The organism is Candidatus Methylomirabilota bacterium, from assembly GCA_035315345.1.
Classification (GTDB): Bacteria; Methylomirabilota; Methylomirabilia; order Rokubacteriales; family CSP1-6; genus CAMLFJ01.
The window spans coordinates 1-22,024 of record DATFYA010000159.1 but is presented as its reverse complement, the minus strand read 5'-3'; the positions used below and the strand labels follow the sequence as shown (position 1 = coordinate 22,024).

The 22,024-nt window shown below is 71.4% G+C and carries 23 protein-coding genes and 1 other RNA gene; 14 read left to right on the top strand and 10 right to left on the bottom strand.

All coding sequences use genetic code 11. From position 1 onward, the window contains the following. On the top strand, nucleotides 1–198 hold a 198-nt coding region (locus VKN16_20495), incomplete at its 5' end, for a hypothetical protein (protein HME96585.1). A gap of 10 nt (nucleotides 199–208) precedes the next feature. Here the strand turns inward: VKN16_20495 and VKN16_20490 are convergent. Further along, on the bottom strand, nucleotides 209–1,459 hold the full coding sequence (locus VKN16_20490; GenBank protein ID HME96584.1) for an SMP-30/gluconolactonase/LRE family protein: 1,251 nt from the start codon (nucleotides 1,457–1,459) through the stop codon (nucleotides 209–211). Between the two features lie 180 nt (nucleotides 1,460–1,639). Between VKN16_20490 and VKN16_20485 the strand changes: the two genes are divergently transcribed. The 10 genes from VKN16_20485 to VKN16_20440 all read left to right on the top strand — a co-directional run bounded on the left by VKN16_20485 (nucleotide 1,640) and on the right by VKN16_20440 (nucleotide 10,344). Then, nucleotides 1,640–2,152: a DUF6335 family protein gene (locus VKN16_20485; protein ID HME96583.1), complete on the top strand. Its 513-nt coding sequence runs from the start codon at nucleotides 1,640–1,642 to the stop codon at nucleotides 2,150–2,152. Between the two features lie 112 nt (nucleotides 2,153–2,264). Beyond that, nucleotides 2,265–2,660: RNase P RNA component class A (rnpB, locus tag VKN16_20480), an RNA gene on the top strand. Nucleotides 2,661–2,714: 54 nt separating this feature from the next. Continuing rightward, the gene (locus VKN16_20475) at nucleotides 2,715–3,476 is read left to right on the top strand and encodes a DUF2071 domain-containing protein (GenBank protein ID HME96582.1); all 762 of its coding nucleotides are present in this window, start codon (nucleotides 2,715–2,717) and stop codon (nucleotides 3,474–3,476) included. A gap of 83 nt (nucleotides 3,477–3,559) precedes the next feature. After that, nucleotides 3,560–4,312, top strand: coding sequence for a tetratricopeptide repeat protein (locus VKN16_20470; protein HME96581.1), 753 nt, complete (start codon nucleotides 3,560–3,562; stop codon nucleotides 4,310–4,312). 22 nt (nucleotides 4,313–4,334) lie between these two features. Next, complete coding sequence (locus VKN16_20465) at nucleotides 4,335–5,414, top strand: LLM class flavin-dependent oxidoreductase (protein ID HME96580.1); 1,080 nt, start codon at nucleotides 4,335–4,337, stop codon at nucleotides 5,412–5,414. A gap of 218 nt (nucleotides 5,415–5,632) precedes the next feature. Continuing rightward, a complete protein-coding gene (locus VKN16_20460) occupies nucleotides 5,633–6,949 on the top strand; it encodes an ABC transporter substrate-binding protein (protein ID HME96579.1) in 1,317 nt (438 codons plus the stop codon). A gap of 9 nt (nucleotides 6,950–6,958) precedes the next feature. Next, nucleotides 6,959–7,831: a branched-chain amino acid ABC transporter permease gene (locus VKN16_20455; protein HME96578.1), complete on the top strand. Its 873-nt coding sequence runs from the start codon at nucleotides 6,959–6,961 to the stop codon at nucleotides 7,829–7,831. Between the two features lie 28 nt (nucleotides 7,832–7,859). Then, entirely contained in the window at nucleotides 7,860–8,870 is a 1,011-nt protein-coding gene (locus VKN16_20450) for a branched-chain amino acid ABC transporter permease (GenBank protein ID HME96577.1), read from the top strand. Nucleotides 8,871–8,873: 3 nt separating this feature from the next. Beyond that, nucleotides 8,874–9,608 carry an ABC transporter ATP-binding protein gene (locus tag VKN16_20445; GenBank protein HME96576.1) on the top strand — a complete coding sequence of 245 codons (735 nt, stop codon included), beginning with the start codon at nucleotides 8,874–8,876 and terminating at the stop codon, nucleotides 9,606–9,608. Beyond that, nucleotides 9,595–10,344, top strand: a complete 750-nt coding sequence (locus VKN16_20440) for an ABC transporter ATP-binding protein (protein ID HME96575.1) — start codon at nucleotides 9,595–9,597, stop codon at nucleotides 10,342–10,344. Before VKN16_20445 ends, VKN16_20440 begins: the two co-directional genes overlap by 14 nt. A 15-nt stretch (nucleotides 10,345–10,359) precedes the next feature. Here the strand turns inward: VKN16_20440 and VKN16_20435 are convergent, their stop codons facing one another. The 7 genes from VKN16_20435 to VKN16_20405 form a co-directional block, all read right to left on the bottom strand. Further along, complete coding sequence (locus tag VKN16_20435; GenBank protein HME96574.1) at nucleotides 10,360–11,220, bottom strand: SDR family oxidoreductase; 861 nt, start codon at nucleotides 11,218–11,220, stop codon at nucleotides 10,360–10,362. Nucleotides 11,221–11,245: 25 nt separating this feature from the next. After that, the gene (locus VKN16_20430; GenBank protein ID HME96573.1) at nucleotides 11,246–11,680 is read right to left on the bottom strand and encodes a hypothetical protein; all 435 of its coding nucleotides are present in this window, start codon (nucleotides 11,678–11,680) and stop codon (nucleotides 11,246–11,248) included. 132 nt (nucleotides 11,681–11,812) lie between these two features. Further along, nucleotides 11,813–13,546 (bottom strand): ATP-binding protein, encoded by a 1,734-nt coding sequence (locus tag VKN16_20425; GenBank protein HME96572.1) that lies wholly within the window; start codon nucleotides 13,544–13,546, stop codon nucleotides 11,813–11,815. Between the two features lie 134 nt (nucleotides 13,547–13,680). After that, entirely contained in the window at nucleotides 13,681–14,877 is a 1,197-nt protein-coding gene (locus tag VKN16_20420; GenBank protein ID HME96571.1) for a hypothetical protein, read from the bottom strand. A gap of 18 nt (nucleotides 14,878–14,895) precedes the next feature. Continuing rightward, nucleotides 14,896–16,284: a UGSC family (seleno)protein gene (locus tag VKN16_20415; protein HME96570.1), complete on the bottom strand. Its 1,389-nt coding sequence runs from the start codon at nucleotides 16,282–16,284 to the stop codon at nucleotides 14,896–14,898. A 36-nt stretch (nucleotides 16,285–16,320) separates the two neighbouring features. Continuing rightward, nucleotides 16,321–16,644: a hypothetical protein gene (locus VKN16_20410; GenBank protein HME96569.1), complete on the bottom strand. Its 324-nt coding sequence runs from the start codon at nucleotides 16,642–16,644 to the stop codon at nucleotides 16,321–16,323. Between the two features lie 25 nt (nucleotides 16,645–16,669). Beyond that, nucleotides 16,670–17,494: a phytanoyl-CoA dioxygenase family protein gene (locus tag VKN16_20405; protein HME96568.1), complete on the bottom strand. Its 825-nt coding sequence runs from the start codon at nucleotides 17,492–17,494 to the stop codon at nucleotides 16,670–16,672. A gap of 80 nt (nucleotides 17,495–17,574) precedes the next feature. Here VKN16_20405 and VKN16_20400 point away from each other — a divergent pair, with 80 nt between their 5' ends. Genes VKN16_20400 through VKN16_20390 form a run of 3 tightly spaced genes read left to right on the top strand, consistent with a single transcriptional unit; the run spans nucleotide 17,575 to nucleotide 21,293 of the window. Continuing rightward, nucleotides 17,575–18,147, top strand: coding sequence for a Uma2 family endonuclease (locus VKN16_20400; GenBank protein ID HME96567.1), 573 nt, complete (start codon nucleotides 17,575–17,577; stop codon nucleotides 18,145–18,147). Nucleotides 18,148–18,153: 6 nt separating this feature from the next. Beyond that, on the top strand, nucleotides 18,154–20,529 hold the full coding sequence (locus tag VKN16_20395; protein HME96566.1) for a molybdopterin-dependent oxidoreductase: 2,376 nt from the start codon (nucleotides 18,154–18,156) through the stop codon (nucleotides 20,527–20,529). After that, entirely contained in the window at nucleotides 20,526–21,293 is a 768-nt protein-coding gene (locus VKN16_20390; protein HME96565.1) for a fumarylacetoacetate hydrolase family protein, read from the top strand. The genes VKN16_20395 and VKN16_20390 overlap by 4 nt, the downstream gene beginning before the upstream one ends. A 57-nt stretch (nucleotides 21,294–21,350) precedes the next feature. On the opposite strand, the gene VKN16_20385 is transcribed toward VKN16_20390, so the two are convergent. Both VKN16_20385 and VKN16_20380 read right to left on the bottom strand, forming a co-directional pair. Continuing rightward, the gene (locus VKN16_20385; GenBank protein HME96564.1) at nucleotides 21,351–21,800 is read right to left on the bottom strand and encodes a dienelactone hydrolase family protein; all 450 of its coding nucleotides are present in this window, start codon (nucleotides 21,798–21,800) and stop codon (nucleotides 21,351–21,353) included. After that, nucleotides 21,730–22,024 (bottom strand): zinc-binding dehydrogenase (locus tag VKN16_20380; protein ID HME96563.1); only part of this gene is annotated, 295 nt, incomplete at its 5' end. The genes VKN16_20385 and VKN16_20380, both read right to left, overlap by 71 nt.

Below are 22,024 nucleotides of genomic sequence, written 5' to 3'. Positions count from 1 at the left end.
TCGGCCGACATGCCCCACGCCTCGAACACCGCCACCAGCTGCTCCCGGATCTTCGCGGCAGGCACCCTCATCACGGCTCCTCGCTCGGGGTCAGGTCTTGCATTACGACATTTCGCGCGGGGTCAGGTCTTGCATTGCGACATTTCCGGGAGCGCCGCCACCGGCCGGCGCATGAAAATGTCGCAATGCAAGACCTGACCCCCGCCTTCTAGGCCGGGGCGGCGCCCTGGGTGGCGGTGTAGACGGCGTAGAGGGACTGGCTGGCGGCCATGAACAGGCGGTTGCGCTTGGGCCCGCCGAAGCTCACGTTGCCGCAGACCTCGGGCAGGCGGATGCGCCCGATGAGCTGGCCCTGCGGGGTCCAGATCGTCACGCCGCTGTAGCCCACGTTGCGCCCGGCGTTGCTCGCGCACCACAGGTTGCCGTCCACGTCGGCGCGCACGCCGTCGGGGCCGCACTTCACGCCGTCCACCATGAAGCTGCTGAAGAGCTTGCCGCCGCTCAGCTTGTTGTCGGAGCCGACGTCGAACACGTACATGTCGCCCTTGCCGCCGGCGTGGGTGTCCCCCGGCCCCTTGCCGGTGCTGACGACGTAGAGCTTCTTGAAGTCGGGCGAGAAGCAGAGGCCGTTGGGATCCGGTACCAGGTCCTCCCCCGCGACCTGCGCGAGCGTACCGTTCTTGTCCACGCGATACACCGCGGTGGGCAGCTCGCGCTTGTAGCTGCCGAACTCGGGCGGCTGCCCGAGCCGCGGATTGATCCGACCCGCGACGTTGGCGGGCCCGCCCGCCGCGTCCACCGTGCCCTCGTAGAGCTGCGCTCCGTAGGGCGGGTCGGTGAACCAGTAGCTGCCGTCCGGATGCGGCACGATGTCGTTCGGAGAGTTCAGCCGCTTGCCGTTGAACATCGACGCGATGACCGTCGCCGATCCGTCCAGCTCGTAGCGCACCACCCGCCGCCCGATGTGCTCGCAGGAGAGCTGGCGGCCCTGGTAGTCGAACGTGTTGCCGTTGCTGTTGTTCGACGGCACGCGGAACACGCTGACGTGCCCGTTGTCCTCGATCCACCGCATCTGCCGATTGTTCGGGATGTCGCTGAACACGAGATAGCGGCCCTGCGCGCACCACGCCGGCCCTTCCATCCAGGCCGCGCCCGTCCAGAGCCGCTGGATCGGCGCGTTGGGCTGACGCAGGCCGTTGAAGGCCGGCTCCACCGTCAGCACGTCGGGATCGGTGAAGTAGGTGGTGGGGGCCCCGCGCGGGCTGAAGTCGCGCGGCGGCTGGGTGATGGTGCTGGGCGGCGCCATGGGCCCGCTCGGCGGTGTCTGCGCGCCCGCCAGCCGCGGGGCGAGGACCGCGGCGCCGACCGCCGCGCCCACGCTCGTCAGCATGCGGCGACGCGACACCCGGCGATCACTGGTCGGCGAGTCCGCTCCCGGATCGTACGCTTCTTGCGCCATTGCCACCTCCCTGTCGACATCGTGCGAGAGGAAACGAGCGAAGCGATTCGCGCCGCAACCGTAGCAGACCCCGGCGAGGGGCGTCAATCCGCGACGGCCCCGCCGGCGCGGAGACTCCGCATCCGTGAGACCATAGCCAAAGCGAGATTGCCCGAGATCGCCGTCCCAAGGAGGTGGAGCATGAGCAAGCGCAAGACGCGACGCAAGGCCCGCACCGGACGAGGCGCATCCACGAAGACCGCGAAGCGATCGCCCGCGAAGCGACGCGCGCGCGGACGCCGCCCGAAGGCCGCGCGCACGTCGAGGGCCACCGGCTCGAGGCGCACTCGCACGGCGGCGACGCGCCGGTCCCGCCCGGCGCCCCGGCGGCGGGGGGCCGAGGAGGACCGCGGTGAGACTGGCGCCCTGGTCCGCGAGCTCAACGAGTACACCGCGACGGGGCCGGCCGTGAGCGCCGGCGACGTCGACGCGGACTGGCAGCGCGCCGAGAGCTCGGGCGAGGAGACCACGGGCGGCAGCGTGGCGACGCCGGACCAGGACGTCGTGGACGAGATCGGCCACGCCCTCGGCGTCGAGCAGGCCTCGCAGGCGCCGGTGCGCTCCTCCGAGGAGATCCTGGAGGACCGCGACCGCCGCTACTGGGAGCTGGAGCGGCGGGCCAACCGCAAGGCCGACCGGCGCCGCGAGCCCTGAGCGCGTCGCAGTCGCCCACGCCGGACGGGCGGAGTTACCGGGTCGCGACGGCGCGGCGGGCAGATCGGTACGCTATACTTCGGACCAGCGACACACGCTCTTTGATTGCGTCAGAGAAGGCCGGATGGTCGCCGGTGCGGGCAACCGCACGGGAGGAAAGTCCGGGCTCCGCAGGGCAGGGTGCTGGCTAACGGCCAGGGGGGGTGACCCCACGGATCAGTGCCACAGAGAACAGACCGCCGCCCTCACGGGCGGTAAGGGTGAAACGGTGAGGTAAGAGCTCACCAGCAGCTCGGGTGACCGGGCTGGCTCGGTAAACCCCACCCGGAGCAAGGCCAAATAGGAGAGCGATCCTGCTCGCGAGAGCAGGTGAAGCGCGGCCCGCGTGGGGCTCTCGGGTATGGCTGCTTGAGGCGCCGGGCAACCGGCGTCCTAGAGAAATGACCATCTCGCCGCCGCGGGAGACCTCGGCGGCAGACAGGACCCGGCTTACAGGCCATCTCTGACGCTATTTTCTACCGGTGCCTCGCCGCCGGCATGCGCCTTGCCCCGATCGCCAGGCATGAATCGCCACACCGACGAGCGGCACTCAGCGTGGACCTCGGGCGCGCTTCACGAGCCACCCCGCGTTCGTCTGCCCGTCATGTTCCAGAACTGGTGCTCGCTGTCTTTCCTCCACTGGCGGTGCGACGCGCGGATGCTGCAGCCGCGTCTGCCGGCGGGACTGACGCTCGACACCTTTCAGGAGGCCGGCTGGATCGGCATGACGCCGTTCAGGTTGACCGGGCTCCGGCCCCCCGGCCTGCCGCCCCTGCCCGGCCTCTCCAGCTTTCCGGAGACGAACCTTCGGACCTACGTGCAAGGCCCGGCGGGACCCGGCATCTGGTTCTTCTCGCTCGAAGCCGCCTCCACGCTGGCGGTGTGGGGCGCGCGGCTCGGCTACGGGCTGCCATACCATCGGGCGCGAATGACCGTGCGCGAAGCGCCATCCCATGTCGAGTACCGGAGCGCGCGTCCCGGGGCGAGCGTCTCGGTTGACGTGCGCATCGGCCATCCGTTGAGCCGGCCGGACGCGCTGACCCGCTTCCTCACCGATCGATACCGACTGTATGTCCGCCGCCTCGGTCGGCTCGTAACCGCCGCGGTGGAGCACGAGCCCTGGCCGCTCCGCGAGGCGCGACTGGGGCGCGGTGAACAGACGCTCACCCGATGGGCGGGTCTCCCCGTGGACGGCCCACCCGATCTGGTCCACTACTCTCCGGGTGTGCACACGCGAATCGGCGCGCCGCATGCCACGGGCGCGCGGCCTCGGCCGACCCGATAGACCCCGTCCTCCCGCCGCCCCGGGTGCGCTCCTGCCGGTTTTCTCCCCGGCCTCGGCCTGCGCCGACGGGGTAGGATCCGGGAATGCGTCGCGCCGCCCTCGGCCTGCTCTCGGTCGCGCTCCTCGGCGCGGCCGCCGGCGTCACGGCGGCACCGCCGACTCCCACCGAGTCCGCCCGCGCGATGCTGAAGAGCTATCAGGAGGACCCGGCGCGCATCGACCGCGCGCGGGACCTGCTGGAGACCGCGGTGGCCCAGGGCGCGGGCAACGACGTGCCCACCCTGCTGGCCTTGACCCGCGCCTGGTTCCTCTACGCCGAGCAGCGCGCGAAGAGCGAGCCCGAGACGATCGCGGCCTACGAGCGGGCACGCGACGTGGCCAAGCGCGCGACCGAGCTGGCCCCGAAGGACCCCGAGGCCCACCTGTGGTACGCCATCACGCTGGGCTCGTGGTCGCAGGCCAAGGGGCTGCTACACTCCGCCATCGCTCTCCGAAACCTTCGGAAAGAAGTGGAGGTCGTGCTCCAGCTCGACCCGAACAACATCGAGGCGCACGTGATGGCCGGCAGCATCGACCGCGAGCTGCCGGTGCTGCTGGGCGGCGACCGCCGAGCCTCCGAGGCGCACTTCAAGACCGCGCAGCGGCTGGATCCTCGCCTCACCGGCGTGCGCGTCGAGCTGGCCCGGCTCTACATCAACATGGGCCGCTACGCGGAGGCGCGCGAGCAGCTGCAATCCGTCCTGGACGAGAAGGCGCCCACCGATCGGCCGCGCTGGACCCTCAAGGAAGTGCCGCAGGCCCGGCAGCTGCTCGAGTCCATCCGCGGCCAGAACTGACCACGACCGGAAGGGACCTCCCATGCGCTTCTCCATCTGCGTGATGGCCGACGTCGACGAGATCGGGTTCTTCAGTCACGCCGAGTCCCTGGGGTACGACTCGGTCTGGGTGACGGACAGCCAGATGCTGTTCTCCGACTGCTACGCGGTGCTGGCCCTCGCGGCCCAGCAGACCCGACGCATCCGGCTGGGCCCGGGCGTGGCCATCTGCGGCACCCGCATCCCGCCGGTCCACGTGGCGGCCATGGCCACCCTGAACCGGATCGCGCCCGGCCGCGTGCATCTGGGCGTCGGCACGGGCAACACCGCGACGCGCAGCATGGGCCAGCCGCCCATGCGCATCGCCGGGTACGACGACTACCTGCGCGTGCTGCGCGGCCTGCTCCTCGGCGACGCCGTCGAGTACGCGCCGCACGGGGCGCGGCCCGGCGCGACGCGACCGATCAAGATGCTGATCCGCGAGAAGAAGTACATGAGCCTGGAGCCGCGCATCCCGCTCTACGTCTCCGCCTTCGGGCCCCGGGCCATGGAGCTGGCCGGCGAGCACGGCGACGGGGTCGTCTTCGCGATCCCGCCCCGCGGCATCGCCCCCGCCGAGGCGCTGGGCCACTGCCGAGCCGGGGCCGCCCGCGCCGGCCGCACGCTGGACGAGCGCTTCCACACCTGCGCGCTCACGAACATCGTGCTGCTCGACCCGGGCGAGCCGGCCGACTCCGAGCGGGTGATCCGCACGGTGGGGCCCAACGTGATGGCCAGCGTGTACTACTTCTACGATCGCGTGCACGAGCGCGGCATGGACCCGCCGCCGTTCCTGCGCCGCATCTGGAGCCGTTACTGCGCGCTGGTCGAGGAGGTGCCGCGCGAGCACCGGCACTTCCGCACCCACGAGGGGCACTACACTTACCTTCACCCGGGCGAGGCCGAGCTGATCGACGCCGAGCTGGTGCGGGCCACCTGCCTGGTCGGGGAGGCCGACGAGCTGATCGAGCGCATCCGGGATCTCGAGCGGGGCGGCCTGCGGGAGCTGATGTTCGCGACCGGCGTGGATGAGAAGTGGCGGTTCAGCCGGGAGCTCGCGCGGCGGGTGATGGAGCGATATTGACCCTGCGCCACCCCCTCAGCCTGTCCCACCCCTCACCCTGCCCTCTCCCCTGAGGGGAGAGGGAGAGGGGCAGAGGAATGGGCGTGGGTGGAGGTGACAGAACGCGGGGCATGGGATAGACTCGGCGCGCGCAAGTCGGGCTCCGCGGCCGATTCCGGCCCGGCCCGCCATGGTCGCGAGCCGTCCAGTCCCGTACTCACTGAAGGAGGGGCACACGCATGCGGATTCTCCGCCTCGTCATCGCGATCGCGGTCCTGTCGTTCGTCGCGGTCCAGCTGAACCCGGGCGCCCGGGCCGCCGGACCGGTCACCGAGGTCCTGATCGGTGAACTGCTCCCGCTCACCGGCAACTTCGCGAGCCTGGGCCAGCAGTATCTCTGGGCCGGGCAGACCGTGGAAGACATCGTCAACAACGACTACCCGGATCTGCAGGTCCCGCTGGGACCGGGCAAGGGCTTCTCCGGCCTGGGCGGCGCCAAGATGACGCTGGTGGTGCGGGACGACCAGAGCCGTGGCGAGCAGGCCCGCACGCTGGCCGAGCAGCTCATCACGGTCAACAAGGTGCACTGGCTCAACGGCGAGGGTACGAGCGGCAACACCTCGATCATCCAGCCGCTGGTGGACAGCTACGGCATCCCGATGAGCTGCCACGCCTGTGCCTCGCCGACCCTCACCGACAAGGGCTTCAAGTGGTTCTTCCGCACCGGCCCCAACGACCGCACCATGGTGGCCAGCGTGTTCCAGTTCCTCAAGGAGTGGCCGAGCAAGGGCGGCCCCGGGGACCTCAAGACGATCGCGCTGTTCACGTGTGACAATCTCTTCTGCCAGGACAACCGCAAGATCGCGGCCGACCTCGCCGAGAAGGGCGGCTACAAGATCGTGGCCGACCTCACCACCAAGACCGGCGCCACCACGCTCGCGTCGGAGGTCCAGCGGCTGCAGTCGGCCAACCCGGACGTGCTCTTCTTCGTGCAGTACCCGGCGGAGACGACCGTCTTCCAGGCCGACGCCCGGCGCGCCGGCTACATGCCCAAGGTGGTCGCGACCAGCAACGGCGCCTACTCCGACCAGACCTGGCTGACCGCGCAGAAGGCCAACAACGGCGCGGTGGGCTGGCTCGGGCGCGATCCGACCGCCATCGACCTGGCCAGCAAGAAACCGTCGTGGAAGAAGGTCAACGAGATCTACAAGAAGTACAGCCGCGGCCAGGACATGGGCGAGCTGGCCATGCGCGAGATCACCGGCATGCTCTGGATGGCCGACACCATCAACCGCGCGAAGTCGGTGGAGCCGGCCGCGCTGGCCAAGGCGGCCAACGAGACGAACATGAAGCCCGACCAGATGATCATCGACTACAAGGGCATCAAGTTCGACGCCAACCGCCAGAACGAGCTGGCCACCGGCGTGGTCACCCAGATCGGCTGGGACGACGAGAAGCACACGATCTGGCCGTGGGACCTCGCCACGCAGGCCGGCTTCAAGACCATCTTCCCTTCGCCGAGCTGGCAGGAGCGGGAGAGCAAGACGAAGAAATAGCCGCCGCGCGTGACGCTCTTTCTCCAGGCGGTGGCCGATGGGCTCCAGATGGGGCTGCTCTACGCGCTCGTCGCGGTGGGGCTCGCCATCATCTGGGGCCTGATGGAGATGATCAACTTCGCCCACGGCGAGTTCATGATGCTCGGCATGTTCGGGGCGTGGGGGCTCAGCGTCTGGCTGGGCTGGGACCCCCTCGTCTCGATGGTCCCGATCGCGATCCTGATGTACCTGCTCGGCGTCCTCGTCTACCGCCTGCTCATGCAGCGCGTGCAGCGCGGGGAGATCTTCACCCAGATCTTCGCCACCGTCGGTCTGTTCTTCTTCATCCAGAACGGGGTGGTCGCGCTCTTCACCAGTGACTACCGGTTCATCGAGCGGAGCCTCCTCACCGGCCTCAGCGGGGCCAACCTCACCATCGGCGGCCTGCGCATCGGCATCCCGCTGCTGGTGGGCGGCCTCATCGCACTCGCCCTCTTCCTGCTCCTCTATCTGCTGATCGACCGCACCGACTTCGGCCTGGCCATGCAGGCCACCGCCGAGGATCGGGACGCCGCGATGCTGGTGGGCATCCGGCCGCAGCGCATGTATGCGGTGGCCTGGGGCCTCGGCACCGCGCTGGTGGCCGTCGCGGGCGTGATCCTCGCCAATTTCTTCTCGGTGTACCCGCAGGCCGGGCTGTCGTTCACGGTCATGGCCTACGCCATCGTGGCCCTCGGCGGCTTCGGCAGCATCCTGGGCACGCTGATGGCGGCGCTCGTGGTCGGCGTGGTCCAGAGCGTCACCGCCGCCTACCTGCCGCCCGCGTTCAAGGACGCCTTCGTCTTCGGGTCGTACATCCTGATCGGCCTCTTCCGGCCCCAGGGGCTGTTTGGCCGCTTCTAGCCCGTCCGCCCGCGGCCGCGTCCGCCCGGTGATCTGGGCGATCGCCGCCCTCATCGCCCTGCTCTATCCGATCGCCTTCGAGCGGAGCGGCTACATCTACTACGAGACGGTCGGCTTCCTGGTGCTGCTCAACGCCATGCTCGGCATCGGGTGGAACATCATCGGCGGCTGGGCCGGCCAGTTCGATTTCGGGCCGAGCATCTTCTTCGCGATCGGCGCCTACACCGCCGCGCTCCTGTCCATCCATCTCGGCTGGAACGCGTGGCTGGCCCTGGTCGGGGCCATCGTGGTCTCGGTGGCCATCTGCGCGGCGGTCACCTGGCCGGTCACCCGGCTGCGCGGCCACTACTTCGCGATCGCCACCGTGGCGATGTGGATGATCGCGCAGCCCATCGGGGCAACCTGGCAGTTCATCAACGGCAGCCAGGGCCTGTTCATTCCGGTGGCCGCCGGCGGCAGCTTCGTGCACGGCATGCTCACCATGGAGTTCCCCGGCCGCGGCAAGGGCCTCGGGTTCTACTACCTGTGCCTGGTGCTCTTCGTCATCACGCTGCTCGGGGCCCGCGCGGTCGAGCGGTCCAAGCTCGGCTTCTATTTCCGCGCGGTCCGCGACGATCAGGACGGCGCCGAGGCCATCGGCATCGACAGCCGGCTCTACAAGGTGATCGCCCGCTGCCTCATGGCCGCGGTCTTCGCGGCCGGCGGCACCCTCTACGGCTTCTGGGCGCTGGCCGTCTTCCCGGATCAGGTGCTCGAGGTGAACTGGAACATCCTGCCGATGATGGCCGCGGTGGTCGGCGGCCTGGGCCGGCTGTGGGGACCCGTCCTCGGCGCGATCATCCTGATCCCGATCTCCCAGCTGATGACCGCCACCCTCGGAGCGGGCCCGCTGGCCGGCCGCGGCATCGACCTGATCATCTACGGAGCGGTCATCATGCTGATCGCGGGCTGGCGGCCCAACGGGCTGCTCTCGCTGCCGTGGGCCGAGTGGGCGGCCCGCTTGCGCGGCGGGCCGGCCGCGCGCCCGGTGAAGGGCTGAACCATGGCCCCGCTGCTGCAGGTCGAGCGCTGCACCAAGCGGTTCGGTGGCCTGGTGGCCAACCGTGACGTCTCGCTCAGCATCGAGGCGCGCGAGATCGTGGGCCTCATCGGCCCCAACGGCGCCGGCAAGACCACGCTGTTCAACTGCATCAGCGGCGCGCTCCACCCGGACGAGGGCCGCATCGCCCTGAACGGGACCGACATCTCCCGCGCGCGCCCCGAGCGCGTCTGCCATCTGGGCATCGCGCGGACCTGGCAGGTGGTGCGGAGCTTCGGGCGCATGACCGTGCTGGAGAACGTCATCTGCGGCGCGCTGCGGCGGACGAACCGCATGGGCCCGGCGCGCGCCCGCGCGCTCGAGCTGCTGGCCTTCACCGGCCTGGCCGGCAAGGAAGACGTGGTGGCCGCGGCGCTGACCCTGGCCGACAAGAAGCGGCTCGAGATCACGCGCGCCCTGGCCACCGGCCCGCACCTGCTGCTGCTGGACGAGGCCATGTCCGGGCTCACCCCGTTCGAGACCACCGCCGCCGTCGAGCTGGTGCGCCGCATCCACGGCGAGCTCGGGCTGGCCATCTGCGTGGTCGAGCACGTCATGGAAGTGGTGATGCCGCTGTCGCACCGCGTGGTCGTGCTCGACCACGGCGAGAAGCTCACGGAAGGGCCGCCCGCGGAGGTGGCGCGCGACGACCGCGTGATCACCGCGTACCTGGGAGATCGCTACCGTGGCCGCCACTGATCGGTCGCCGGCCCCGGGCGGCCCGCTGCTCTCGGTGCGCGACGCCGAGGTCGCCTACGGTGGGGGCGTGGTCGCGCTGCACGGCGTCTCGCTCGAGGTGCGCGCGGGCGAGGCGGTCGCCCTCGTGGGGGCCAACGGGGCGGGCAAGACCACCCTGCTCAAGACCATCGCGGGCCTGCTCGCGCCTCGCCGCGGAGAGATCTGGTTCGACGGCCGCCGGATCGACGACGTCGAAGCGCCGGACCGCGTGGAGCTGGGCATCGCGCTGGTGCCCGAAGGCCGCCGGCTGTTCAGCCGGCTCTCGGTGGCCGAGAACCTGCGCCTGGGGACCTTCCGCGACCGCGATCCCAAGCGCCGATCCCAGATGCTCGAGCGCGTCTTCGGGCTCTTCCCGGTCCTGCGGCAGCGCATGGCCCAGCGGGCGGGCACGCTGTCGGGCGGCGAGGGCCAGATGCTCTCGATCGCGCGCGCCCTCATGTCCCGGCCGCGCTTCCTGATGCTGGACGAGCCGAGCCTCGGCATCATGCCGCGGATCGTGGATTCGATCCTGGACGTGCTGCAGGCCCTCCACCGCCAGGAGGGCCTCACCGTGCTGCTGGTGGAGCAGAACGTGCCGGCCGCGCTCGCCGCGGCCGAGCGTGGCTACGTGCTGCAGACCGGGCGCATCGTGGCCGAGGGCACGAGCCAGTCGCTCCTGGACAGCGACCTGGTGCGGCGGGCGTATCTCGGGATATAGGCCGCCGCGGCCCGGCTAGATCAGCTCGATCCCGAAGTACCGCTTGAAGCGGGCGTTGTACTCGGCGTCGTCGAGCGGCCCGCCCATCGCCACCCATTCCTCGTCGCTGATCCGCGCCCGTCCCGCGGCGAGCCCCTCCGCGTCGGCGCCGACCAGGTAGCGCAGCCGCGGCCGGTCCGTGGTCACCGCCTCCGCGATGACCTCGGCCACCGTCTCGGGCCGGCCCGGGTTGCGGAAGCCGGCCGCGAAGAGCTTGCCGTTGCGCCGCATGATCTGCCGGTACGGCGAGGCCTTGTCGTAGCGGGTCGCCCCCGCGGAGTTCTCGAAGATCGCGGTCTGGATGACGCCGGGCTCGACGATGGCCACGCGGACACCGAACGACACCACCTCGTGGGCGAGGGCCTCACTGGCCGCGCCGAGGGCGTGCTTCGAGGCGGAGTAGGCGATCTGGTTCGGGGTGGCCACGCGCCCGGCGATCGAGGTGACGTTGACGATGCAGCCGGTGCGGCGCTCGCGCATGGACGGCAGCACCGCGCGGATCATCCGGATCGGACCCCAGTAGTTGGCCTCGAACATCGCCCGGTGCTCGTCCTCCGGGGTCAGCTCGAGCGGCGTGGCACCGCCGATGCCCGCGTTGTTCACGAGCACGTCGATCGGCCCCTCGGCGGCGACCGTCTCCGCCATCGCTCGGTCGATGGACTCCTGAGACGTCACGTCCAGCGGCCGCACGACCAGCGGCAGCGACTCCGCGCGCGCCGTCTCCCGCAGGGGCGCCGCCTTGCCGAGGTTGCGCATGGTGGCGACGACGCGATGCCCGAGGCGGGCCAGGTGCAGGGCGGTCGCGTAACCGATCCCGGTGCTGGTGCCGGTGACCAGCGTGACGCGCGCGGGCCCGACCGGCTCAGCGATGCCCGTTCAGCGCGTCGCGCACCGCCCCCACCACCCGCTCCAGATCGTACGGCTTGCCGATGATCTCGATGGCCTCGGTCGGGCCGACCAGATCGTCCAGCGCCGGCTTGTTGGTGGTGGTCAGGACGAAGCGCGCGCTCTGCGCCGGCTGCGAGCTGCGCACCAGGCGCAGGAACGTCCAGTTCGTGTCGTAGGGCGGCGAGATGTCGTAGACGATGACCGCCGGCCGATGGTGCTCGATGAAGTCGACGAAGTCCAGCTCGCCCTTCTTCAGATCGGTGATGTGCCCGGGGACGGTGTGATAGCCCTCCTGCTCCAGCACGGTGCGCAGCATGTCCACGGTGTCGCTGCTGGAATTGAACACCGCGATGATCGGCTTGACCGGCCGGGCGATGGCCGGTGCGCGCTCGAAAGTATCGCTCGTCATGTCGTTCCCCACCCACTCGGTTCGGTCCGCTCACGAGATCTCGACGTCGAGGCGTTCGGCGAAAGCCGCAGGGAAGCGTACCACGGGCGGACGGCCGGCGCCCGAAGTCGGCCCCGCGTGGCCCGCGCGGCCTCAGCCGAGGCGACCGGCGAGGCTCGCCACGACCGTGACCAGCTCGGTCGGCTCGACCGGCTTGGACACGTGGAGGTTGAAGCCGGCCACCAAGCTGCGGATCCGGTCTTCCGGACGGCTGTAGGCGGACAGAGCGACCGCGGGCGTCCGGCCGCCGCGGTCGGGCTCGAGCGCGCGGATCCGCCGGATGAGCGAATAGCCGTCCTGGTTCGGCATCTCGATGTCGGAGACGAGCACGTCGGGCCGGCACTGCTGCAGCATCGGCAAGGCCTCGCTGCCGCCCGCGCAGCCCCACACCTGCGCGCCGGCGCGCATGAGGATCTCCCGCGTGAGATCGACCGCCACCAGGTCGTCGTCGACCACGAGCACGCGCACCCCTTCGAGCGACGACGTTGCCGCGGTCGGGCCCGGCCATTCCGGCGCGATCGCCGCGGCGGGGACGGGCGGCTCGACGATCGCAGCCAGCATCAGCGGTAGCTTGACCACGAAGGTGGCGCCGCGCGCCTCACCTGGACTCTCCGCGATGACGGTGCCGCCGTGCAACTCCACCAGGCTGCGTACCAGGGCGAGGCCGAGACCGAGGCCGCCTCGCGGCCGGGTGCTCGAGCTGTCGCCCTGCCGGAAGCGGTCGAAGACGAACGGCAGGAACGCGGGCGCGATGCCCGCGCCGGTATCGCTCACCACGATGTCCACGTGCGAATCCACGCGCCGCAGCTGGATCTGCACGCGGCCCGCCTTCGGGGTGAACTTCACCGCGTTGCTCAGGAGGTTCCATACCACCTGGCGCAGCCGGTCCGGGTCGCCGCTGACCGGTCCCCCCGGCGAGGCCAGCACCGTCTGCACCTGGATGCCCTTCGCGTCCGCGGCCGGCCGGATGGCGTCCACACTGTCGGCGATCACCGTCCGCAGATCCACTGGCTTGACGTCGAGCCGCATCTGGCCGGTGCCGATGCGCGAGACGTCCAGCAGCTCGTCGATCAGCCGCACCTGGGCGTTGACGTTGCGCAGGATGATCTGCAGCGCGCGGCGCGCCTCGTCGGCGGCCAGGTCGCCGCGCTCCAGCATGGTGGCCCAGCCGAAGATCGCATTGAGCGGGGCGCGGAGCTCGTGCGAGAGGGTGGAGAGGAACTGGTCCTTGGCGCGATTGGCGGCCTCCGCGGCCGCGCGCCCCGCTTCCGCCGCCCGGTAGAGCCGCGCATTGTCCCCGGCGGTGGCGGCCTGGCCCACCATCGCCTCCGCGAACTGGAGATCGCCCTGACCGTACCGGCGATCCGACTCGGTCACCGCGAAGGTCACCGCGCCCAGCACGCTGTCCCGCGCGATCATCGGCACCACCATCCACGAGGTGACGCCGAGCTGGCGGAACAGATCCAGCTGCTCCTCGTTCCGGGCGGCCCGCTCCAGATCGGTGGCGGTGGCCGGCGACACCAGCACCGAGCGGCGCGAGCGCACCACCGCGGGCACGCTCAGCGGCGCGGTCGCGCTGTCACCGTGACGCGCGCGCGCCTCGTAGGCCAACCTCTCCTTGGTGGCGTCTGCGTGCACGCAGGCCGCGCGCCGGATGGCGCCGCCGGCGTCGAGCAGATCCACCGCGCACAGATCGCCGAGGAACGGCACCGCCAGCCGCGCCATCCGTTGCAGCATGTCCTCATAGTCCAGCGTCGAGCCCAGGATGGCGGCGAGCTGTCCGAGGAAGAACGCGTGCTCCTCGACGGACCAGGCAGAGCGTGTCATGGGTTCGGCTCGGACTCGTTGACCTCGCACCGGGCATGCCAGCCCGGCCCCGACGAAAAAGGCTGGGAAACCCGGTTTTTCACGAGCCCCACTCGGGGAGGAGTCAAATTCTGGAATGTTTGACCGGGTATCAATTACCCTGCGAGTGGCCCGTCCGGCGCATGCGGCGAAGAAATCAGCTGGGTGACTCGGCATGGTGGGTGGCCCCACGAGGGGCAGTACGCGTGTTGCGGGATCGGCAGGTCCGCTCCCGCCACGACCAGCGTCAAGTCGTCGGGCTCGCGCACCGCCGGGATCGAGCCGCTCTCGGCCGCGTGGCGCGCCCACTCGGGCCATTCGCTGCTCCGCACCGCGCCGTGGATCCACGAGCGGCGCCATACCTCGGCGGGCAGCCGCCCGCGCTCGAAGAGCCGCCGGCGCACGTCGGCGCGCGTCCAGCCCTCGCCGGCGAGGCGTCGCACGGTGAACGGCGAGAGAATCACGGCGGCCTTGCCGGAGTGGAGAATGCCGAAGAGCGAGGCGGCCGAGCCGATCACGCTGGCCAGCTCGTCGAGCCCGCCGGTGACGTTGATCACCGTCTCGGCCCGCAGCACCGTCACCGTGCTCTGCTGGGGCCCGTAGCCCAGCTCGACGTGCAGCGGCGGCCACGGCGTGTCCTCCGCGCGCTCGGCGAGGCAGAGCGTCCATCGCGCGGGCTGACCGAGCCCCGCGAACGAGACTGCGCCCGGCCAGCCGCCGCCCAGATTGTTCATGACCAGGCGCACCGCGCGGCCGATCGCCGCGTTGGCCGGCCAGCCCGGGCCCAGGGCGCCCCAGGCCGCGTTCAGTCCGATCCGCTGCGCCACCGGCCCGTTCACGACGATCAGCGGGGCCACGTTCTCGTCGGTGGTCTGCACGCCGCGGAGGTTGAAAACCGGATCGAGGATGGCGAGCACCGCCGCCAGGACGACCGGGAAATACTCGGCGCGACAGCCGGCCATCACCGCGTTGGCCGCGATCTTCTCCACGGTGGCGACGCCGCCCAGCGGCTCGACCTCGCCGAGGACGAGGTGGTGCTCGAGCGAGCCGGACGCGAGCATCTCGTCGATCCGACTGAGGGTGGGCGGCACGATCGGCAGGCCGTCGGTCCAGCCGCGCAGGCGATAGAGCCGATTGACCTCGGCGGTAGGATCGGCGCCGCGCACCAGCTCCACCCGCTGGCGCGGGAAGTCGCCGGCCAGGGGCGTGCGGGCGAGCAGGCCCTTCTCCTCCACCCGCGCGCGCAGCGTGTCGTCGATCCACTCGCCGGAGGCGCGCTGGCCGGTCGGCACCAGCACCCAGAGCGAGTCCACGCGGCGGGAGCGCCGGGCCTAGCGAGCCCGCGCCTCGCGGAGCAGGCGCGGCCAGTCCGCGGGCAGGCGGACCGGCTTGGTGGTCGGGTAACCGAGGATGCCGTTGTGCGCGAACGCGTAGGCGTTGGTGCGCAACGGATCGCCGCTGACCGCGACCATCAGATCCTCCGCCCGGCACACGATCGGGACCAGCCGGTCCGGATCGTCGGATTCGGCGAACACCGCCGGGATCGCACCCGCCTTCACCAGGCCGGTCAGCGTCGGACGCCCCGGCACGAGGTTCGTCCACTCGCCGACGTAGCGCTCGAGCTGCCAGGCCGGGATGCGCGCCATCTCGAAGAGGCGCCGCCGCAGCGTCGCCTTGTCGAGCCCGCCCTTGGCGAGCGTCTCGGCCAGGATCGGGCTCAGGACCAGCAGCGGCCGCTGGCTCCCCGCTCCCATGCCCACCGTGAACATCAGCTCCCATCCGACCTTCCGCGCCACCGAGTCGGCCAGGTACGGCAGCATGCGGTCGGGCGTGTTGCCGAACACCGAGGCGATGACGCCGCCGCCGGTGTAGCGCGAGATCGTGACCGCGTTGCCGCCGGTCACGCCCTCGTCCTCCGCCACCGTGGTCCAGCCGATGCGGCGCAGCACGTCCTCGTTCTCGGCCAGCACCACGCGCCACGTGTTGCCGAAGGTGCCCTTGTCGGTGCGGTGGTGGAGGAAGCCGGCGACGTTGCGGAGGTAGAGGCGCCAGAAGCGTCCGATGGTGGTGTTGGCCTGGATGCCGTCACGCAGGGCGCCCTGCTCGTAGTTGAAGCCCAGCTCGCGGATGAGCGGCCCGTTGAGGATGATCAGCGTCTCGGCGCCCGGGGTGTTGCCGCTGTGCTCGACGCCGTAGCGCGGATCGGCCATCGCCTCCACCAGGGCGACCAGGATCGGCATGTACTCGGGCCGGCAGCCGGCCATCACCCCGTTGACCGCGACGCTCCACACGGTGGCGCGGCGACGGTCGGGCAGCAGCACGCCCAGCTCGGTCTCGCCCGGCCGGTCGGCGAAGCGCAGGAACTCGGCCACTCGCTCCGAGGTCGGCGGCACGATCGGCAAGCCGTCGCTCCAGTCGTTCTCGTAGAAGAAGCGGTTGACCTCGTCGAAGGTGCCTTCGAAGACCACGTCGGCGGGGCCCGGCTCGACGGTCGCGGCGCCGGTGCGCGGGGGCGCCTCGGTGAGGTTGCGGATCACCGCGTCGACGGTGACCGCGGCCACGTTCCGCCTCAGCTCCTCGGAACTCTGCACGTCCACGTGCCCGGGCACCAGCGCGGTCGGCAGGGTCGGCAGCCCGAGCCCGGCCGCGGTGGTGGCGGCCTGGCCGCGGAAGCCCTCGCACACCAGCGAGGCGGTCGGCACGCCCGCCCGCTCGGCCACTGCGCTCGCCCGCAACACGGCGGGCGTGCAGCTTCCTCAGCAGGCCATTCCGGAGATGACCGCGTCGACCTCCAGCGTCCGGAGCTTGGCCGGCAGCTCGGCGAGGACGCGCTGCTCGTCGCGGCCGTGGGTCGAGCCGAAGGTGTCGTAGCGCACGAAGCGGACCCCCGGGAAGCGGCGGGCCAGCTCCTCCTCGAGCATCGGGAAGATCTCGTCGCCGCGGAAGAGATCGTCCCAGAGCTGGCCGATGGTCTTGCCCTCGAGCGTGGAGAGGCGCGGGGCCACGTCGGTCGCCTGCATCGTCCTGGCCCCGCGCGGCCAGACCACCCGGTAGATCTCGCGTCCGTCCGATCCGGTCATCGAAGCCGTCTCCTGTCGGGGATGCCTACTTGAACCGCGCCGCGGTGGTGCCGCGGTAGAGGAGCTCGCCCTGCCGCTTCATGATCGCGGCGTGCCGCGCCTGCGCCGCCGGGGCCAGATCGCTCTCCGGCGGCTCCTCCTGCTCGAAGTGGTGATAGCGGTCGACGCCGCGCACGAGGGTGGCGGTGTCACGCGCGTCCGCGAGCTGCCGGACGTGGGTCGGGATGTACCGGATCGCGTAGCCGATGCGACGGTCCGCCGACCGGTTGGGCGGCGAGCCGTGGAACATGCGCACGTGGTGCAGCGACATCTCGCCCGGCTGCAGCACCACGTCCACCGCGGAGGACTCGTCCACCTCCACCATGATCTCCTGCCCCCGGGAGAGCAGGTTGTCGGGCGCGAAGGTCTCGCGATGGGCCACCTGGTGCCGGTGCGTGCCCGGGATCATGCGCATCGCGCCGCTCTGGACGCTGCTCTCCGAGAAGGCCACCCACGCGGTCACCACGTCCGGCTCGCTGAGCCCCCAGTAGGTCGAGTCCTGGTGCCAGGACACGAAGGCCGGATCGCCGGCTTCCTTGATGAAGAAGCTCGAGCTCCAGCAGAGGAGGTCCGGGCCGAGGACGTCCTCCACCGCGTCGAGGATGCGCGGGTCCCGGATCAGCTCGTTGAGCCAGGTGAAGAGCAGATGGCCCTTGTGGCGCAGCTCACCGCCGAGACCACGGTGCGCGCGCTCGACGTCCTCGAGCCGCCCCCGGTAGGCGCGCGCCTCCGCCGGCGAGAACACGCGGATCGGGAAGAAGAAGCCGTCGCGGCGATACCGCGCCACCGCGTCGGGCGAGAGCGTGGGCATGGAGACAGATGTATGAGCCCGCGCGGGGGTTGTCAAGCACGGAGGTCTCCGCTAGTCTTCGGCCAGGAGTCGACTCCCTCATGAGTGACGCGATCACCCGCCGCTTCACCCGCGTGGAGTACGAGTATCTCGTCGAGGAGGGCGTCATCGCCCCCGATGAGCGCGTGGAGCTGATCGGCGGGCTGCTGGTCGCGCGCGACCGCCAGCGCGACACCCACGCCTTCGGCGCGGAGATGGCGGCGGCGGCGCTGCAGAAGGCCTTCGGCATCGGCTACCGGGTGCGCGTGCAGCTACCGGTGGCCCTCGACGACGAGTCGGAGCCGGAGCCCGACGTCTCGGTCGTCCGCGGCAGCCTCGCCCAGGCCGATCGCACGCTGCCGTCGCGACCGGACCTGATCGTCGAGGTCGCCGAGTCGAGCCTGACCTTCGACCGGCGCGAGAAGGCGAGCCTGTACGCCCGCGCGCGCGTCGAGGACTACTGGATCGTCAACCTCGTCTCGCGCGTCCTCGAGGTCCACCGCGAGCCGGTCCGCGACGTCCGGGCGCCCTACGGCTGGCGCTACGCGAGCGCGCGCACCCTCACCGGCGTGGACGTGGTGCTCCCCCTCGCCGCGCCGCTGTCGCGCATCGCGATCGCCGACCTGCTGCCGTAGATCCCGATGGCCACCGAGCGGGTCTCCGGCTACTGCGCGCTGTGCCGCTCGCGCTGCGGCTGCGTCTCGGTGGTGGAGGACGGCCGGCTGGTGGCGGTCGAGCCCGATCCGTCGCATCCCACCGGCGCCGGCCTCTGCGTGAAGGGCCGCGCCGCGCCGGAGCTGGTCTACGCGCCCGACCGGCTGCTCCACCCCATGCGCCGCACGCGCCCGAAGTCTCACCCGGACGCGGGCTGGCAGCGCATCGGCTGGGACGAGGCGCTCGACTGGACGGCGGCGCAGATGCGCGCGGTGGCCGATCGCCACGGGCCCGAGGCGGTGGCCTTCGGCGTCACCACGCCGGCCGGTACCGCGATCTCCGACGGCTTCCCGTGGATCACCCGCCTGGTCCGCGCCTTCGGCAGCCCCAATCTGGTGTGGGGCGAGGAGCTCTGCGCGTGGCACCGCGACTTCGCCACCGCGTTCACCTTCGGCACCGACATCGGCACGCCCGACTTCGATCACACCGGCTGCCTGCTGCTCTGGGGCCACAACCCGCCGGTCGCGTATCTGGCCCAGGCCACCGCCATCGCGCAGGCGGTCGATCGCGGCGCCGCGCTGATCGTGGTGGATCCGCGGCGTGCCGGCCTCGCGGCGCGCGCCGACCAGTGGCTGCGCGTGCGGCCCGGCACCGACGGCGCCCTCGCCCTCGGCGTCGCCGGGACGATGCTCGCCGAGGGCTGGTACGACCGCGACTTCGTGCGCGACTGGACGAACGGTCCCCTGCTGGTGCGCGAGGACACCGGGCGGCTCCTCACCGCGGCCGAGGTGGGGAACGGCGATGCCGCGCACCTGATGGCGTGGGACCGCGCCGCGGCGCGGCCGATCGCGTACGATCCAGCGAGCGGGCGCTTCTCCCGCCCCCTCGCCGATCCGCTGCTCGAGGAGCCGGTGACGTGCCCGACGCGCTCCGGGCCCGTCGCCTGCCGGCCCGCGTTCGCGGCCTATGCCGCGCTCTGCCGCGAGTATCCGCCGGAGCGGGTGACCGCGATCACCGGCGTGCCGGCGGCACAGATCGTGGCCACCGCGCGCCTGCTGTGGGAGCGACGGCCGGTCTCTTACTTCCACTGGACCGGGCTCGAGCAGCACACGAACGCGAGCCAGACCGTGCGCGCAGTGTCACTGCTCTACGCGCTCACCGGCTGCGTCGATGCGCCGGGCGGTAACGTGCGGCCGAGCCGGCCTCCCGTCAACAATCTGGCTCCGCTATCGCTCTTCCCCGACGGGCAGCCGGCCAAGGCGATCGGACTCGCGGAGCGCCCGCTCGGTCCCGCGCGCCAGGGCTGGGCCACCGCCGCGGATGCGTACCGCGCGATGCGACACGGCACGCCCTATCCGGTGCGCGGCATGGTCGGCTTCGGCACGAACCTCCTCCTGTCGGCGCCGGGCGCCGGCGTCGCGCGCGCCGCGCTGGCCGGCCTCGACTTCCTCGTCTACGCCGATCTCTTCCTCACGCCCACCGCCGCGCTCGCCGACGTGGTGCTGCCGGTCTCGACGGCGTGGGAGCGCGAGGGCCTGCAGGTCGGTTTCGGGCCGACGCAGGACGGTGAGCGCCACGTGCAGCTGCGCCGCCAGGTGCTGGCCCCGCGCGGCGAGGCGCGCTCGGACACCTGGATCGTCTGCGAGCTGGCCCGGCGGCTCGGGCTCGCCGACCAGATGTTCGACGGCGACGAGGACGCCGGGCGCCGCTTCATGCTGGAGCCGACCGGCGTCTCGCTGGAGCAGCTCCGCGCGAATCCGGGCGGGGTGCGGACCAAGATCGCCTCGCGCCATCGCCGCTACGCGGAGCCCGACGCCGGCGGCGCGCCGACCGGATTCGCCACGCCGAGCCGTCGCGTCGAGATCTACTCGGCGCAGCTGCTCGCGCACGGGCAGGCGCCCCTGCCCGACTACGTCGAGCCGGCCGCCAGCCCGCGCCGCCGTCCCGACCTCGCCGCGCGCTTTCCCCTGTCGCTGACCACCGCCAAGGTCGTGCAGTTCTGTCACAGCCAGCACCGCAGCCTGCCGCGGCTGCGGCGGCACAGCCCGGACCCGCTCGTCGAGCTGCATCCCGACGCGGCGGCGGCGCGCGGCATCGCGGGCGACGACTGGACGATCATCGAGACGCCCCAGGGCACGATGCGGGCGCGGGCGCGCCTGAACGGCAGCCTCGCCCCCGACGTGGTGTGCGCGCAATTCGGCTGGTGGCAGGCCTGCGACCCGCTCGGCCTCGATGGCTACGATGCCGACGGCCCGGCCAGCAGCAACTACAACAACCTGATCGATCCCGCGGCGGTCGACCCGATCAGCGGGACGGTCGCGCTGCGCTCCTACTGCTGCCAGATCCGCCGGGGAGAGCCATGAGCATCGTGGACGCCGCCATCGAGGCCTTCTGGATCTGCGCCCGCGACCGCACCGCGCCGTCCGCCGAGTGGATGAAGCGCCTGACCCGCGAGGAGGCCTACCGCGTGCAGCTGGGCGTGCTCGCGCGCCACGTGCAGGCCGGCGAGCGGCACGCCGGCTGGAAGGTCGGGCTCACCTCGAAGGCCATGCAGATCCAGCAGAAGGTGCACGAGCCGGTGCTGGGGTTCCTCCTGGCCAGCGGCGAGAAGCCGAGCGGCACCCGCTTTCAGTTCCCGGAGCTGATCAGCCCCGGCTTCGAGAACGAGCTGTGCCTCACGGTGGGCCAGACGCTGCGCGGGCCCGGCGTCACCGACGCGCAGGCCCAGGCCGCGCTGGCCGCCATGACCCCCGCCTTCGAGATCATCGAGAAGCGCGGCGACTTCGCGGCCGATCTCAACGTGAGCCTCGCCGACAACGCCCAGCAGCGCGCCTACGTGACCGGCGGCTCGGTGCCGGTGCCGTCCGGCTTCGATCTGGCCACGGTGGCCCTCGAGCTCTCCGTCAACGGCGCCGTGGCCGAGCGCGCCCTCGGCCGCGAGGTGCTCGGCACCCCGGCCGCCTCGATCGCGTGGCTGGCCAACAAGCTCGCCGAGTTCGGCCTGGCGCTGGAGGCGGGCATGAAGGTGATGTCGGGCTCCTTCACCCGCCAGTACCCGATCGCCCGGGGCGACCGGATCGAGGGCCGCTTCGATCCGATCGGCCCGGTCCGCGCCGAGTTCGTCTAGCTGCCGCCAACCGGGCGGACGAGGCGCTGCGCGTCCTCTCGATCGCTCATCAGCCGATCACTCGTGCCGCAGGCGTCGGCCGAAAAAATCGCTGACCCGCTGCCGAGCGGCGGCGGTGGCGGCGTCATCGTAGCCGAGCGTGTGACCCAGGTCGCTGCGTGGACGCCCCGGATTGTCGAAGGAATGCGGCGCCCCTCGGTACACCTCGAGCTCGACGGTCGCATGCCCCTGCACCACCTCGCACCGCACCGCCGGAGTCCAGTCATCCGCGCCTCCGATGAGGATCAACAGCGGCGCGTAGAACCGAGCGTAGTGCTCGCAGAAGGGATACCGGGCCCACAGCCCGCGAGCGTCAGGATGGCCAGAACGAGGAGAAGAGCCGCACGCGCGAGCGTCACGGACGTTCCTCGCACGTCGCCCACTCTTCCGGGGCGCGTCAGGCCACCAGCACGATCTTGCCGTGGTGGCCGGCCTGCATGACCGCCTCGTGGGCGCGCGAGGCCTCACCCAGCGGCAGCTCCTGCGCGATCACCGGACGCAGCGAGCCGTTGCGGAGCCCCTCCACCAGCGCGGCGTGGATGCCCGCGTGCTGGGCCGGCGTCGCGTGGTTCAGCGCCATGCCCAGGATCGCCGCGTCCTTGTTCATGGCCAGTCGCGCGTTGATCTCCACGTCGCCGCGGTTGCCGATCACCACGATGCGCCCCCGCAGGGCGATGATCCCTAGATCTTTC

Excerpts from the sequence above, each read along its gene's own strand:
- VKN16_20390 (HME96565.1), top strand. The coding sequence starts at position 20,526 with ATGAGCATCGTGGACGCCGCCATCGAGGCCTTCTGGATCTGCGCCCGC.
- VKN16_20395 (HME96566.1), top strand. The coding sequence starts at position 18,154 with ATGGCCACCGAGCGGGTCTCCGGCTACTGCGCGCTGTGCCGCTCGCGC.
- VKN16_20475 (HME96582.1), top strand. The coding sequence starts at position 2,715 with ATGAATCGCCACACCGACGAGCGGCACTCAGCGTGGACCTCGGGCGCG.
- VKN16_20470 (HME96581.1), top strand. The coding sequence starts at position 3,560 with ATGCGTCGCGCCGCCCTCGGCCTGCTCTCGGTCGCGCTCCTCGGCGCG.
- VKN16_20445 (HME96576.1), top strand. The coding sequence starts at position 8,874 with ATGGCCCCGCTGCTGCAGGTCGAGCGCTGCACCAAGCGGTTCGGTGGC.
- VKN16_20405 (HME96568.1), bottom strand. The coding sequence starts at position 17,494 with ATGCCCACGCTCTCGCCCGACGCGGTGGCGCGGTATCGCCGCGACGGC.
- VKN16_20425 (HME96572.1), bottom strand. The coding sequence starts at position 13,546 with ATGACACGCTCTGCCTGGTCCGTCGAGGAGCACGCGTTCTTCCTCGGA.
- VKN16_20490 (HME96584.1), bottom strand. The coding sequence starts at position 1,459 with ATGGCGCAAGAAGCGTACGATCCGGGAGCGGACTCGCCGACCAGTGAT.
- VKN16_20410 (HME96569.1), bottom strand. The coding sequence starts at position 16,644 with ATGACCGGATCGGACGGACGCGAGATCTACCGGGTGGTCTGGCCGCGC.
- VKN16_20465 (HME96580.1), top strand. The coding sequence starts at position 4,335 with ATGCGCTTCTCCATCTGCGTGATGGCCGACGTCGACGAGATCGGGTTC.
- VKN16_20400 (HME96567.1), top strand. The coding sequence starts at position 17,575 with ATGAGTGACGCGATCACCCGCCGCTTCACCCGCGTGGAGTACGAGTAT.
- VKN16_20485 (HME96583.1), top strand. The coding sequence starts at position 1,640 with ATGAGCAAGCGCAAGACGCGACGCAAGGCCCGCACCGGACGAGGCGCA.
- VKN16_20430 (HME96573.1), bottom strand. The coding sequence starts at position 11,680 with ATGACGAGCGATACTTTCGAGCGCGCACCGGCCATCGCCCGGCCGGTC.
- VKN16_20460 (HME96579.1), top strand. The coding sequence starts at position 5,633 with ATGCGGATTCTCCGCCTCGTCATCGCGATCGCGGTCCTGTCGTTCGTC.